17 protein-coding genes are annotated in these 14754 nt (G+C 43.3%); 6 read left to right on the top strand and 11 right to left on the bottom strand.

Going from position 1 to position 14754, the window contains the following annotated elements; all coding sequences use genetic code 11:
- The 8 genes from H561_RS0115410 to H561_RS0115375 form a co-directional block, all read right to left on the bottom strand.
- Positions 1-770: alpha/beta fold hydrolase (locus H561_RS0115410; protein ID WP_027386299.1), on the bottom strand; the 770-nt coding region annotated here is incomplete at its 3' end.
- Between the two features lie 327 nt (positions 771-1097).
- The gene (locus H561_RS0115405) at positions 1098-1976 is read right to left on the bottom strand and encodes a pirin family protein (protein ID WP_027387829.1); all 879 of its coding nucleotides are present in this window, start codon (positions 1974-1976) and stop codon (positions 1098-1100) included.
- A 206-nt stretch (positions 1977-2182) separates the two neighbouring features.
- Positions 2183-2767 (bottom strand): Crp/Fnr family transcriptional regulator, encoded by a 585-nt coding sequence (locus H561_RS0115400; RefSeq protein WP_027387828.1) that lies wholly within the window; start codon positions 2765-2767, stop codon positions 2183-2185.
- Between the two features lie 9 nt (positions 2768-2776).
- Positions 2777-3088, bottom strand: a complete 312-nt coding sequence (locus H561_RS0115395) for a hypothetical protein (RefSeq protein WP_027387827.1) — start codon at positions 3086-3088, stop codon at positions 2777-2779.
- Positions 3089-3139: 51 nt separating this feature from the next.
- Complete coding sequence (locus H561_RS0115390) at positions 3140-3487, bottom strand: cupin domain-containing protein (protein WP_027387826.1); 348 nt, start codon at positions 3485-3487, stop codon at positions 3140-3142.
- A 7-nt stretch (positions 3488-3494) separates the two neighbouring features.
- The gene (locus H561_RS0115385) at positions 3495-4115 is read right to left on the bottom strand and encodes an alpha/beta hydrolase (protein WP_027387825.1); all 621 of its coding nucleotides are present in this window, start codon (positions 4113-4115) and stop codon (positions 3495-3497) included.
- Between the two features lies 1 nt (position 4116).
- Positions 4117-5070, bottom strand: coding sequence for a ring-cleaving dioxygenase (locus tag H561_RS0115380; protein ID WP_034762405.1), 954 nt, complete (start codon positions 5068-5070; stop codon positions 4117-4119).
- Positions 5071-5146: 76 nt separating this feature from the next.
- Positions 5147-6079, bottom strand: a complete 933-nt coding sequence (locus H561_RS0115375) for a ring-cleaving dioxygenase (protein ID WP_027387823.1) — start codon at positions 6077-6079, stop codon at positions 5147-5149.
- Positions 6080-6742: 663 nt separating this feature from the next.
- On the opposite strand from H561_RS0115375, the gene H561_RS0115365 reads away from it, so the two are divergent.
- From H561_RS0115365 to H561_RS0115335, 6 genes are all read left to right on the top strand, one after another.
- On the top strand, positions 6743-7690 hold the full coding sequence (locus H561_RS0115365; RefSeq protein ID WP_228372285.1) for an aldo/keto reductase: 948 nt from the start codon (positions 6743-6745) through the stop codon (positions 7688-7690).
- Positions 7691-8524 carry a helix-turn-helix domain-containing protein gene (locus tag H561_RS0115360; RefSeq protein WP_027387821.1) on the top strand — a complete coding sequence of 278 codons (834 nt, stop codon included), beginning with the start codon at positions 7691-7693 and terminating at the stop codon, positions 8522-8524.
- A 190-nt stretch (positions 8525-8714) separates the two neighbouring features.
- A complete protein-coding gene (locus H561_RS0115350) occupies positions 8715-9560 on the top strand; it encodes a transporter (protein WP_051349405.1) in 846 nt (281 codons plus the stop codon).
- A gap of 43 nt (positions 9561-9603) precedes the next feature.
- Positions 9604-10482 carry a helix-turn-helix domain-containing protein gene (locus H561_RS0115345; protein WP_027387818.1) on the top strand — a complete coding sequence of 293 codons (879 nt, stop codon included), beginning with the start codon at positions 9604-9606 and terminating at the stop codon, positions 10480-10482.
- Between the two features lie 85 nt (positions 10483-10567).
- On the top strand, positions 10568-11176 hold the full coding sequence (locus H561_RS0115340) for a sugar O-acetyltransferase (protein ID WP_051349404.1): 609 nt from the start codon (positions 10568-10570) through the stop codon (positions 11174-11176).
- Positions 11163-11675 (top strand): (R)-mandelonitrile lyase, encoded by a 513-nt coding sequence (locus H561_RS0115335; RefSeq protein WP_228372284.1) that lies wholly within the window; start codon positions 11163-11165, stop codon positions 11673-11675. The genes H561_RS0115340 and H561_RS0115335 overlap by 14 nt, the downstream gene beginning before the upstream one ends.
- A gap of 53 nt (positions 11676-11728) precedes the next feature.
- Here H561_RS0115335 and H561_RS0115330 read toward each other — a convergent pair whose 3' ends face one another.
- The 3 genes from H561_RS0115330 to H561_RS0115320 form a co-directional block, all read right to left on the bottom strand.
- Positions 11729-12832, bottom strand: coding sequence for a D-TA family PLP-dependent enzyme (locus tag H561_RS0115330; protein WP_027387815.1), 1104 nt, complete (start codon positions 12830-12832; stop codon positions 11729-11731).
- A 186-nt stretch (positions 12833-13018) separates the two neighbouring features.
- Entirely contained in the window at positions 13019-13933 is a 915-nt protein-coding gene (locus H561_RS0115325; protein WP_027387814.1) for a helix-turn-helix domain-containing protein, read from the bottom strand.
- 81 nt (positions 13934-14014) lie between these two features.
- Complete coding sequence (locus H561_RS0115320) at positions 14015-14752, bottom strand: SDR family NAD(P)-dependent oxidoreductase (RefSeq protein ID WP_027387813.1); 738 nt, start codon at positions 14750-14752, stop codon at positions 14015-14017.
- Positions 14753-14754 lie beyond the last annotated feature (2 nt).

The raw sequence follows: 14754 nt of genomic DNA, 5'->3' as shown, positions 1-14754 counted from the left end.
GTCGGCATTCCGTGTGGGAAACCCTGATAGGTTTTTATCGTCCCGTTTTTCAGTAGTTTAATTGATTTTAATGCGGCATTCTGGTAAGGCACGATCTGGTCATCTTCCCCGTGAAGAACCAGAACAGGAATATCAACTGCTTTCAGGTCTTCTCTGAAATCAGTTTCAGAAAACGCTTTGATGCCTTCGTAATGCGCAACGATTCCGCCCATCATTCCCTGTCTCCACCAGTTTCTCTGTATCCCTTCTTTCACATTGGCACCCTCTCTGTTGTAGCCATAGAAAGGGAAAGTCAAATCGATATAAAACTGCTGCCTGTTGTTCAGCGTCTGGTCTCTGATGTTGTCAAAAACTTCCATCGGTACCCCATCCGGATTGCTTTCGCTTGCCACCATAACGGGTGGAACGGCGCTGATCAATACGGCTTTTTTAGCTCTTCCGTTGGCATACTTATTTACATAACGGATCACTTCGCCACCTCCTGTTGAGTGCCCGATGTGAACTACGTCTTTCAGGTCCAGGAATTCTACCAGTTCCGCAGCGTCAGAAGCGTATTGTTCAATGGTATGGCCGTAGATATCCTGGCTTGATCTTCCGTGACCTCTTCTATCATGCGTGATTACTCGGTACCCTTTTTGTAAGAAGAAAATGACCTGGGCATCCCAGTCGTCTGATGACAACGGCCATCCGTGGTGGAACATCAATATCGGTCCTTTTCCCTGATCTTTGTAAAAAATTTCGGTTCCGTCTTTTAATTGCAGTGTACTCATTGTTGTAGATTTTATTTAATTAATATTTAAATTCATAACATTAATTTCAAAAATCCACCCAAAAACACAATTAATTAACTTTCAATTACTTAATAAATAAATCGATTTATTTTAGTTACGGTATTTCGTAATTTTATGAAAGCATTATAATAAATTATATGAATTTTGATAAAATACAAGAAGTTTTAAAAGCCTGTTGTAGCTCTATTTATACCGATTTTTCAGATTCAGCAGGTTTAAATACACAGAAAAACCTGCGATTGCAATCATCTGTAAAGAATTATTTTTGAAATAAATACAAACAGGCTCTTAGGGAAAACAATAGTATTAAGACAGCGTCATCGGAACTTCCATCAGAAGAATCTCTGTATCGGCAGCAGTGGTCTTGATTTCCAGATCTGCAACATTCCAGACTCCAAACCCGTCTCTTGTTTCCAGGGCCTGGCCTCCGATTTCAGCGCTTCCTTTTAAAACAAAAGCATATACGCCGTTCCCTTTTTTCCTGATCTGATAATGCGTTTCGGTTAGGTTATCAAAATTCCCCAGGTGAAACCATACATCCTGATGAATCCAGACCCCTTCGTCATCAGCATTCGGGGAAAGTATCTGCTGAAACCTGTTTTTGCTTTTTGTTTTGTCTAAAGTAATCTGGTCGTATCTCGGTGCTACGTTTCTTTTATTCGGATACACCCAGATCTGAAGGAATTTTACGATGCTGTCGCTGTTTTTGTTGAATTCGCTGTGCATAACCCCGGTCCCGGCACTCATGACCTGAATGTCCCCGCTTCGGATAACCGCCGAATTCCCCAAACTGTCTTTATGTTCCAGATCACCTTCGAGAGGAATGCTGATAATCTCCATATTATCGTGCGGATGGGTACCGAAACCTCTTCCGGCTTCTACGATGTCATCATTAAGAACTCTTAAAACGCCGAAATGCATTCTTTCGGGATTATGGTAATTGGCAAAGCTGAAGGTATGATTGCTTACCAGCCAGCCATGGTCTGCTTTCCCTCTTGAATCTGCTTTGTGAATAACTGAATTATCTTTAATTTTCGATTCAGGATTGGGTAGATGATTGTATCCGATCGGTTCTAGCGGTTCGATTTCGTCGATATCATTTTTCAGGGTATTGCCTAATGCTGACGATGCTACAAACATTCCGGTTCCCAGCAATCCTTTCTTTAAAAAATCTTTTCTGTCCATATTTTTATTTATCTGTTTGTTATTAATAAGACAAATGTATGGTGATAGAAACCGCTGTTCATTTAACTGGTTTAATAAATGACTTTCGGAAAAAAAAAATGCCGCATATTTTCATATCCGGCATTGATCGTTAACCACACCTGTCAAAAATCTTTGAATTTTCGCCCCGTTTCTGGGAGAGGAATCTTATATTTTTTATTCGTAAATTATTTTTCTTTAGAGGCCAGACGTTTCCTGATGGTGCTCACAAATTCCTTTGAGACCCCCAGATAGGAAGCAATATAATACTGCGCCACCCGCTGCGGAATCGTAGGGTAAACCTTTATAAATTCAAGATACCGGTCTGAGGCACTCTTTGAAATGGTATTGACCAGGCGGTTCTGTAAGGTGAACAGGTTTCTCTGCACCAGCATTCTGAACACCCGCTCAAATTTCGGGATTTCCTTCAGCAGCTGTTCTTTGGTAATAGGATTCAGCATGAATATTTCTGAATCTTCAATGGTTTCTATGTATAAATTGGAAGGCTTCTGATCCTGAAATGAGGCAATGTCACTTATCCACCAGTCCTCAATGGCAAACAGGATGGTAACTTCAAAACCATTATCATCAAGATAATACACCCGTATGCAGCCTTTATGGATATAGCCTTCAAAATGGCAGACCTCGCCTTCCCGCAATAAAACTGTTTTCCTGGGCACCGATTCACAGACCAGGAGATCCGTGAAAAATTTTTCTTCTTTCTGGGTAAGGCTGATAAACCGGGTTACATTTCTGATGATATTTTCAAACATACAATAAATTTACGGCTGCAAATTAGGAAAAAGACTGTAAACTTCGTTCTTCAGCAATCCGCTTCCGCCGCCATAATGATCAATGACCTTCACTTCCTTATCCAAATTTCCGCAAAAGGCTTTGATCTCTTTTTCAAACCGGTCTTCCAGACCGGAACTTAAAAGAACAATATCCACCTGATTTTCTTCTATATACATGTAACATGAGCTTTCATCAGTCCGGATTTCCGCTTTCCAGCCTTCGTTATTTTCGATGATCCTCTTTAAAACATCAAGGATTTCCTGATTTTTTCCGATAACCAGGAAGTTTAGCGTTTTCATACATATTGATATTTAAGGTTGTACATTAAAGTGTCAGATACCCATTTCATTTTAAATATGAATAAACAGGGAGGTCCGTTTTTTCTTTTCGAGATTTTTTGTTTTATGGCCTTTTCCTGAAGTGTCTTCTACCAAAAGGATTTCTCCGGTCTGGAATTTTCGGATTTCACCGGACGAAGTTTCTATTTCAACACCGCCGTCCAGAAGAACAATATACTGTTTTTGCGGAGCACAATGAAAATTGTAGTCATAATCTGCAGAGACCGTTCTGAACTGTAATTTTTTAACCTGGATATCTTCTGACAGGAAGCCGATCTCACCCTGGTTGACTAATGGAATCTCAAGATCTTCAAAATGAGATTCGCCGTTTTCGTCACTGAGTATTTTTGTAATCTTCATCAGGTTTTTATTTAAAAATCAAAGTATTCGCCAGTTCGATTTCCTCCTGATTGATGGAATGCCCGAAGTTTTCATATACTTTTTCCGTAACATCGGCATTCATTTCTCTGAAAATATTGGCGGTAGCATAGACCCGTTCTACCGGCACATGGAAATCCGGATTGCTGGTGGCCAGTAAAACCGGCGTCTGTGCAAAATCCCCACTGTAATGGTCACGGTTGATTTTTTCTCCGATAACGCCGCCGATAATAGCCGCCGCCCCGCCGAATTTCCGGGCATTCCTTGCCAGAAACTCCACCGTAAGACAGGCTCCCTGAGAAAATCCGAAAAAGTAAATATCTTCAGCCTTAATTCCTGCATCCAAAACGGTTTTTACTGTTTTCCCGATGGTTTCAATGGCTGATGACAGCCAGGGCTCGTTCTGCGCGGCAGGAGCAGTGAAAGATAAAGGATACCAGCTTCCGTTTGTTGCCTGGGGTGCCAGCAAAGCATAGTCTTTCACATTCAGATGTTGGGATAAGCTCAGAATATCTTCTGCACTTCCGCCTCTTCCGTGGATCATGATCAACGCTTTTTCGGCTTTGTCAATTGGGGTTCCGGAAGTTTTTATATCTAAGGTATGAGTCATTTTATCTGAATTTTTCTGTTGGATAATTAATTTTCGGAAGAACATCGATCAGATGTTCCCTGTTTTCTTCAAACTGTTCAGGCAGCATTAAATCTTCCCCGAGCGATGCCCGTTCTTCATCCACATCGAATCCCGGGCCTGAAGTGGCAATCTCAAACAGGACACCGCCCGGCTCTCTGAAATAAATGGACGTAAAATACTTACGGTCTTTCACTTCAGTATGCTGCAATCCGAAAGCGTTCAGCCGGTCGATCATTTCCAGTTGCGACTGCACATCAGGCGTTGCAAATGCCACATGGTGAACGGTCCCTTTCCCCGCCAGTCCTTTCAGCGCATTGGGGGCGCATACGAGATCCACATATTTTCCCGGTTGGTTTTCCGTCCCGAACCTGAACCTGTCCGAACTTTCCGCAATGAGCTGATGATCCATTTTCGTGGTCAGCAAAGCTGCTGTCCTTTCATAGGCATCCAGCCAGATCTCCACATGATGAAACCCTTTGACCGTATACTCTTTCGGGATCAATCCGTTGCTGTATCCTTTTCTGTCATCTTTATCATTGAACACCAGCTCAAGGCCAAGCCCGTCAAAATCTTCAAGATAAATAAACACCTCGCCTGAAAACCTTTGCTGCGGCTGCTTGTAAGGGATATTGAACTGCGTCAGGCGTTCCAGCCAGTAATCCAGTGCTTCCATGGAAACTGAAAAAGCGGTGGTGTTCAGCATTCCTTTTCCGTGACGCCCGTTGGCCAGCCCTTTTCCATACGGAAAAGTGGTCATAATAGTTCCGGGAGTTCCGGTTTCGTCCCCGAAATAGAAATGATAGACATCGGAATAATCAAAATTGACGGTTTTTTTAATGAGCCTGAGCCCTAAAACACCTGTGTAAAAGTCTATATTTCCCTGTGCATCGCCTGTCATGGCGGTAACATGATGAAGTCCTGTGATAAGTGCCATAATGTGTTGTTTGAAAATTGTTGGACGTTGGTTTTAATGATCTAAATTAAAATATTCTTTAGTTAAAATGAATGATCTATGATAATTTCGGCAATGCTCCCTCTATCTGGCTGCGCATGGCTTCGTACTGTTTCGGAAGTTTCAGGTTTTGTCCCAGTTCGTTCAACGGTTCATCCACTGTAAACCCAGGATTATCGGTTGCAATCTCAAATAGAACGCCGCCCGGCTCCCGGAAATATAAGGAATAAAAATAATCCCTGTCCACTTTAGGGGTAATGCTTAATCCCGCTGACATTACTTTTTCACGGTATTCCATTAAAATATCATCATTTTCTACGCGGAAAGCAATATGGTGATTGGTTCCTGCCGCATTCCTTCCTGCCGGGATTTTATCATTTTCGATGATGTCAATCAGGTTGGCGGTATCAATGGCATCCGTAGCAAACCGGTAACGGCCTTCTTCCTGCTTCTGAAGATCGTATCCTAAAATATCCGTCAGAACCTTAATTGTCGGCTCCGCTTTTTTCAGCGTTAAAGTGACGTTGTGGAAACCTTTCAAAGCATTTTCATCTTTAATATCATCGGTAGTCCAGACTTTCCGGTTGTCAGGGGTTGATGATTCTATAAACTGTAACTGAAGCCCGTCCGGATCTTTAAAAGAAATCATTTTCTCCCCGAATATTTCGCCTTCTTCAACAGCTATGCTGAACTGCTGCAAACGGAGTTTCCAGAATTCAAGGCTTCCTTTCGGTACCGAATATCCGATGTGGGTGGCCAGCCCTGTTCCGTTGGTTCCCTGCCCGATTCCTTCCCACGGAAAGAAGGTCAGAATGGTTCCCGGCGTTCCGGTTTCGTTCCCGAAATAGAAATGATACGTTCCCAGATCATCAAAATTCACGGTTTTCTTTACCAGTCTTACGCCTAAAACCTGAGTATAAAAATCTAAATTTCTTTTTGCGTTGTCTGCGATTGCGGTAATGTGGTGCAATCCTAAAATTCTGTTTTGCATGTTGTTTTATTTTGATGCTAAATTACAGCAGTTTGAAGTGCCACACATTTAACTAGTTTAATTAATGCAAAAAATATTTATTGCTCAAAATGAGAAAGTAATAGACTGCAGATTGCATAAATTGTTCTATAGTAACATGCAATCTGCGTGGTTATATTGCAATAGAATAGTCTTCAATACCTGCATGATGCAATGAACTTATTAACGAAACTGGGCCCGGCTTTACCGTTTATTTCTTTCATCCTGTTATTTTCCGGGCAGCATCTGAAGAGATCATCATATTCATATTCTTAATCAAAGAAGCTGAAAACCTGTTATTAAGCTCATAAAATAACGTATCCGGCATTGCCTACGATCTGGGTTTTGAGAGAACTTCCTGCTTGACAACGCTTTTTAAGGATTACAGGCATTATCCCTGTACCGTACAGAGAAAAAACACTCTTGCAATAGAACGGAAATCTAGGTTAATCATCTTTAATTATTTTCAAAACAAGGAGCTAAAAAACTATTTTCAGATGTGCCAGCGAAACTCCTATTGGAATTATTACAACAAAATGATCTCACAATTTGAGCCGTACAGGCCATATTTTTGAGCCGTGGGAGAAACGTTTATCTTTTATCAACGTGTACTTTTGTATAATGAAAAACAGTAAAAAAATTCAGTTGGGCCCTAACGGCCCGTTCGTGTCAGGGCTTGGTTTAGGCTGCATGCGCATGTCTTCGATCTGGGGCGGCCCTACTCCCGATGAAGCAGAAAGTATAGCAACTATCCGTGAGGCACTGGACCAGGGCATTAATTTTTTAAATACCGGAGATTTTTACGGCGCGGGCCATAATGAGATGCTTATAGGCAAAGCCGTCAAAGGCAGGCGTGATGATGCTTTTATCAGTTTAAAGTTCGGGGCCATCTTCCATAACGGCCAATGGCTGGGTATGGATCTGCGCCCTGCTTCAATCAAGAATTTCATCAATTACTCGCTCACACGCATCGGTATAGAAACCATCGACCTTTACCAGCCGAGCCGTATGGACAACAGCGTACCGCTGGAAGATATTATCGGAACGGTAGCCGACCTGGTTAAAGAAGGTAAAGTCCGCCACATCGGCGTATCGGAGGTTTCGGCTGACCAGCTTCAGAAAGCTGCCAGTATCCACCCCATCAGCGCCCTTGAAATCGGTTATTCGCTTGCCGATCGCCAGATAGAAAATGAACTTTTGCCTACAGCAAGAGAATTAGGCATTGCGGTAGTGGCTTTTGCCAACACGGCAGAAGGTTTACTCACCGGCGAAATGAGAGCACCGCTTGCCGAAAACGATTACCGTAATCATTTTTCACGTTTTCAGGATGAAAACTTAATCAATAACCTTAAAAAAGTGGAGGTATTAAAAGCATTAGCCGACCATAAAGGCTGTACGCCCGCACAGCTTGCCATCGCTTGGGTAAAACAACAGGGCGATTATATTATGCCTCTGGTAAGCATGAGCCGCAGATCGCGGTTACCTGAAAATATTGCAGCAATGGATATCGCACTGACTTCGGAAGAAATGAATACATTAAACACTACCTTTGCCATAGGTGCCATACAAGGAAGCACTTATCTAGAGCGATAAATGAATAATACCAGTCCAGCAGAAATCCTTCCGGGAGTCATTTTTTATTCTTACCTCTCCGAAGAGCGGAAAGAGAAAACCTGTATCTGGAACCATCACACCCTGATCCTGCAGGTTTCAGGTCGGCTTATCCTGGAAACTTCCAAGCAGACCATCGCGATGAGCGGAGGGGAACTGCTGCTGATCGGCAGGAACCAGCTGGGCAAGCTTAGCAAAACACCGCTGCCGGGAGGCACCTATGAGACAATCGTCATATCGCTTCAGGAAGACCTGCTGCGTAAGATCGCGTTAGAGGAAAAACTGGAGGCATACCGGAAATATACCGGTCCTATGAATATGTTAATCCCATCCAATGAATTCCTGCAGGGGTATTTTCAGTCCGTTGTTCCGTATGCCCGCCGATCGGGGACTGCTGTAACAGATGAAATGGGCATCCTGAAAGTAAAAGAAATCGTTAAGCTGCTGCTGCTTGCCCTGCCTGAGCTCCGGGACTTCCTGTTCGACTTTTCAGAACCTTATAAAATCGACCTGGAAAAATTCATGTTGAGTAACTTTCATTTCAATATCCCTGTCGAAAAATTTGCGCAGCTTACCGGCCGCAGCCTGGCAGGCTTCAAGCGGGATTTTCAAAAGACCTTCGGTTCACCGCCACGCCAATGGCTGCAGGACAAACGGCTGAGCACCGCAAAATATCTTATAGAAACAAAACAGCAGAAGCCTTCAGCAATATATTTAGACTTGGGCTTTCAAAGCCAGTCACATTTCTCTTATTCTTTTAAAAAGAAGTTCGGCATGGCTCCCACCGAATGTCTGGGCAATTCTGTTATCCGGTAGAAAACGAATGGAATCGGGATCATCTCTATTTTAAAGCCGGTTTAAATTTTAGTCTTGAACTGGTTGATCAGCAATATATTGATCTCTCAATTTGGTCTGTTCCGTTCCATATTGTTGGTAAATTTCTTTTATCGACAGGTATTTTTATGCTATCTTTAAGTACTTTTACAGGCAAACACCCAGCAGATCTATGACCCGTTATTTTAATTTTTCTATACCCGTTTTTTGTACAGTATTCCTTTCTTCCTTATGCTCCGGACAGCAGGCACATCAGGAAAACTATTCTTTATTCCACCCTGTTCCGCAGGGCCAGATGCGGGAAATGGAAACGGACCGCCCCGACGTTACGGAATCTCCTTTCACGGTGGATGCCGGTCATTTTCAGTTTGAAACCGACCTGGTGAGGCTGATCAGAGAAACAAGTGAATCAAAACAGACCCATACCCTGCTGATCAACCAGTTCAACCTTAAAATCGGGCTTACCGGCAGTACGGCTATACAAATCGGGTTTCAAACCTACGGCAGGCAGGAAGAAAAAGAACCGGCTTCCGGAAGCAAAACAACCCAGGACGGCTATGGTGATATGAACATCAGGATTAAGCAGAACCTGATAGGCAATGATCATGGGAATTTTGTGCTGGCGTTGCTGCCTTATGTAAAGTTTCCGACTTCGAAATATGAAGATGACAGTCGCTTTGAAGGCGGACTGATTGTCCCTATGCTGTACAAATTCCCCGGGGAATGGAAACTTGGATTTCAGGTGGAGGCAGACCGGCTGAAAGACAAAGACCAGCACGCCATGCATACTGAATTTTTACAATCGCTGACCGTCAGCCATCCTCTGTTGAAAGATATTGAAGGGATAGCAGAAACGTATTATACATATGATTTTAAAGCCCACCAGTTTTCTAATTTTATCAATGCAGCCGTTCAGATGGAAGTAGCAAAGGATTTTAAGCTTGATGCAGGACTCAATTACGGGATACAGCACACGGCGGAAAAACATTATTTTATAGGGGCTTCTTACCGCCTTTAAGACAATATGAACCATAGAAATTTGAAATTCTTAACTTTACCTCATGAAAGAAAAGGCAGCACGGGTCATTTCCGAATTTAACAGTGAGCTGAAGCTCCGGGGATTCAAGGCATTTCAAATTGAAAATGACAGCCATGACACGCGTATCTACAGCAGGAAAGAATTTTATAAAATATGCCTCACCACCGGTAAAAGCAAAATTCACTATTCGGATAAGACATTTGAACAGGAAGGCACCATTCTCTTCTTCGGCAACCCGTATATTCCCTATTCGTGGGAAACCATTTCTACTTCGTATGCAGGATATACCATCCTTTTTTCGGAAGAATTCTTTAAAAATTCAGAACGTTCCGAAAGCCTGCAGCAATCTTCTTTCTTTAAAATAGGAGGCACGCCGGTTTTAAAAATCACGGAAGAACAGCGGGCTTTTCTCAATACTGTTTTTCAGAAGATGATTGCCGAGCAGGAAAGCGATTATGTATTTAAAGATGAACTGATCCGTAATTACATCAGCCTTATCATTCATGAATCCCTAAAGATGGAACCTTCTGAACAGTATGAACGGAACAGGAATGCAGCTTCCAGATTATCATCCGTTTTCCTTGAACTGCTGGAAAGGCAGTTCCCGATAGAGACCGCCGGAAACCCGCTTATCTTAAGAACAGCACAGCAGTACGCGCAGCATCTGAACGTGCATACCAATTACCTGAACCGTGCCGTGAAAGAAGTGACGGGAAAATCCACCACCGCCCACATTACCGAACGCATCATTACGGAAGCGAAAGCGCTGCTTCAGCATACGGACTGGAGTATTTCAGAAATCGCTTATGCACTGGGCTATGAATATCCTACCTATTTCAATAATTTCTTTAAAAAATCAACAGGGACCAATCCTAAATCATTCCGGGTTACTGAAGTTTGAATTTCTTAATTTTTGGTTTGATAATCATTACTGCTTTCTCTTCAGGCGGTTATACCTTTGTACCCGATGATTAAACCCAATCAAGATGAAGGATTCACAAAACAATACCATTGCCGGCTTACCTGAAAAAGATATTTTTGAAAGATTGAAATCAGGTGGAGCATTGTATGCTTCCGATCCCGGCTATGATAAAATCAATGAAATCGTGACAAGAACGCTGCAGCTTTCCCAACTGTTAAATTCTTCTGGTAACGTTAAAGATGTCAGGCAGTTTTTATCTGAAATTACGGGACATGCGATTGACGAAAGTACTACTATATTCCCTCCGTTTTATACCAATTTCGGGAAGTTCACCGCCATCGGGAAAAATGTGTTCATCAACCACGCCTGTTCGTTTCTGGATATGGGTGGAATTACCATTGAAGACCAGGTCCTGATCGGTCCGAAGGTCAATCTTATCACAGAAAACCATCCGGTGAATCCTGATGAAAGGCAGGCATTAATTACCAAACCCATTGTCATCAGGAAAGGAGCATGGATCGGTGCCGGAGCCACCGTTCTTCCCGGCGTCACGGTTGGTGAAAATGCAATTGTAGCTGCCGGAGCAGTTGTCTCAAAAGATGTTCCCGATCATACTGTCGTGGGCGGAATTCCTGCAAAAATCATCAGAAAGATTAAAAATGAAAAAGCTTAGACAAAACCTAAGCGGAGCATGGGCCATCTCCGTCTTATCAATAGCCCTTCTATCGTGCAATAATAAAAATTCAGAAATCATGGACAAAGAACCTACAGCTTCTCTTTTCCCGAAAGGAGAAAAATTATCGAATGACTGGTTTACCGGTAACGCTTTTTTATCGCCTTTGGTAGCGAAAGATAAAAATAACGGATTCTCCGCCGGAGCCGTTACCTTTGAAAAAGGCGCAAGAACAAACTGGCATACGCATCCGAAGGGCCAGGTTCTGCTAGTAACGGAGGGATCAGGACTTTATCAGGAAAAAGGAAAACCTGCGAAGGCTATCAGGAGGGGCGACGTGGTCAATATCCCGGAAAACACGGAACACTGGCACGGAGCCACCGCAAATGCCATGATGACACATATTGCGATCACCAATTTTAAAGATGAAGTACAGGTCACATGGCTGAAACCGGTAACTGATTCAGAATTTAACGATGCGAATACTGAAAATAAATAAAGGCTTACAGTAATTTTGAACGCAGCTTTATATATTTTCCGGAATACAGTCAGCTAAATATTGATTTGACGGGAACGTGCGGTATGGTTCCAGTGGGAAACAATATGTCCTTGTTCCACAACAGCACAGCCTTCATACAAATTGCAGGTACGTCCTATATGATAAGGAAACCCGTACACTGCATCGCCTACCTGAAGCGTCGGCGTACCGGAAACTAAAAGATGTTCTTCACTCTGTGAAACAACCTCTGCTTCAGGAAGCTCAGGCATCCATATCCTTTCATCCGGTTTTCCTTCCGAGGAAACTGACTTATAGCCTAAATCCAGGCAGGCTGTTCCTGAATAGGGCTTTGAAATGACCCTGGTGACAACAGCGGCAGCGGCTTCAAAACCGAGTTCAGGAAAAGAATCCTGATAATGCCGGTCCCAGTAGATAAATGTTCCCGGGCTACATTCTACATCGGGATGTCCGGCGTAAAACCTGAGGGTAGGTGTGCTTCCCGCCACAATACACGGGGTATCATATCCGGCATGTTCAAGTTCCGATACCAGTTTACGGACTGCATTGAAACTTGCCTCTGCCTTTGCCAGGCGTACCTTTTCATCGGGTTCTGTCAAATGGCCGTCATAGGCATGCAAACCCAAAATCTTAATATTATTTAAACTGCTGCACCTATGAAACAGCTTTACCGTCTCATCTCCCGGAATAATACCAGTCCGGTCCATCCCTACATTCAAATCGATCCATACCTCTGCTATCACTCCGGAAGCAGAAGCAGCATCTGAGATCCGGGTGGCAGAGGTTAGATTATCAACCAGACAGGAAAAACGGCTGGCAGGATATTCAAGCATTAAATTAATAAACCGGCCTACTTTTGGCCCGACGGGCTGATAGGCTATTAAAATATCTTCAGCATCGGTTGCGGCAAGCATTTCTGCTTCTGCAACAGTGGCACATTTGAATTTGGTAATCCCTGCGGCTAAAAGAAGCCTGACGACCTCAGGGCATTTATGTGTCTTTACATGCGGCCGGATCTGGTTTTTACTTTCGAACATACTGATTATCAAATCAATATTCCTGCTTATTTTTTCAGGGTACACTGCCAGAAGAGGGGTATCATATGAATCCAGGTTTTCTATTGTATAATTCGTTGCCATACCTTTTTGATTATCAATCGGGATGCCGTAATTCCCGAAGAAACGCTTTAATGAAAAGATATGATTAAAAACTTATGATCGAGACAGGAGAATGCTGTTTTTTATGCAAAAAAACATAGAAATTTCTTGTAAAACAGGACGTAATTAAAATTAATAAGATGACACCAACACAATAGTAATAACTGATTAATTAAACGATTTCCTGAATTCTAAAGGGGAAAGGCTTGTTTTTATTTTGAAAAGGCGGCTGAACGACTGCGGATGCTCAAATCCCAGCTGGTAGGCGATTTCAGCAACAGAAGCATTGGACGTTGACAATATTTCCTTGGCTTTTTCAATCATCTTACCGTGAATCAGCTGCTGGGCGTTTTGCCCGGTGTAAGAACGCAGCATATCACTCAGGTAACCCGGCGAAACATTCAGCTGCTCCGAAAGGTTCTGAACACTCAGCGTGCCTTCCGCCATCGGGGTTCCGGCAATGAAATACCCATCGATGATATCTTCCAGCTTCTGCAGCAGATCGCTGTTGGCCGCTTTCCTGGTGATGAACTGGCGCTTGTAGAAACGGTTGCTGTAATTCAGCAGCAGCTCGATCTGGGAAACAATGACATCCTGGCTGAAATCGTCGATCCTGCCGTTTAATTCGTCGTCAATGATACCGAAAATTGAAAAAACAGTTGACTTTTCTTTTTCAGACAGATGGAGTGCCTCATTGGCCGCGTATGAAAAGAACCCGAATTCCCTGATCTTCTTCGCCAGCGGATAAGAGAGCAAAAAATCCGGATGGATCAGCAGCAGATGGCCGGAACCCGGCTGGCCTGCAGGCGATTCAAACAGCTGGTTGGGTGCTGTAAATACCAGCCCGCCTTCACCGAAATCATAATGATTCTGTCCGTACTTTGCTTTTCCGCAAAGAAGCGTCTTGTATACGATCTTATAAAAAGGCAGTACAATGGACGGCGGCAGTTTCCCCTCTTCTATCGTCATATCTTTGATATCAATATAACTGACCAGCGGGTGCAATGGTTTGGGCAAGCCGAAAACACGGTGAAAGTCCGTTAAAGATTCAAATTTATAGAAGGCAGTTTCTTCCTTTTTCATAGCGTAAATGTAAGCAATTCGCAGATAGATGGGAAGCTCCCCTTTCGGAGAAGCTTCCCATCTATCTGCTTGTTAAGTTTTCTACCAGGGACAATCCCCTGTTTCCGGATTATGTTCTTCACTGATGAATTTTCCGGTAGGCCCGTCATCCCCTATCATAGCATATCTGGCAATACGTGCTCCGCCTTCCGCTGCCGTTCCGGTACCCTGGTAATTATTGAAATCGGTACCGACGAAACCGGGGCAGACGGCATTTACTTTAAACGGCGTATCCCGTAATTCGTATGCCAGATCTATGGTATACATATTCAGGGCAGCTTTTGATGCAGGATACACCGCAGCTTTGTGCGTATAATATTTCCAGTCGGGATCACTGTTTAACGTTAATGAACATCCGCTGGACGATACATTGACAATCCTCGGCTGTTCAGCATTTCTCAGCAGGTCCATAAATGCCTGGGTTACCCGTACCACACCGTAGACATTGGTATCAAAGACCGATTTAAACTGATCAATGGTGGCGTCAAACGGAGACTGCGGCCATCCGCCGTTGATCCCGGCATTGTTGATCAGGACATCAAGCACCGCTGTCTTTCCCCCGATAACTTCACGGGCTGATTGTACCGACTCAATATCCGTAACATCCAGCTGAACGGCTTCGGTATTTTCAAAACCTTCCGCTTTAAGCTGTTCCACAGAAGCATTTCCGTTCTCTATCGTACGGGATCCGATAAAAACATAATATCCGTGACGAAGCATCTGACGGGCCGTTTCTAGACCGATGCCTTTATTCGCTCCGGTGATCAATACTTTTTTCATAT

Origin of the sequence: Chryseobacterium gregarium DSM 19109 (assembly GCF_000430845.1) — a bacterium.
In the GTDB taxonomy this organism is placed as follows: domain Bacteria; phylum Bacteroidota; class Bacteroidia; order Flavobacteriales; family Weeksellaceae; genus Chryseobacterium; species Chryseobacterium gregarium.
Note: the sequence above shows the minus strand (reverse complement) of the source record. Positions and strands in the feature narration are given on the sequence as shown.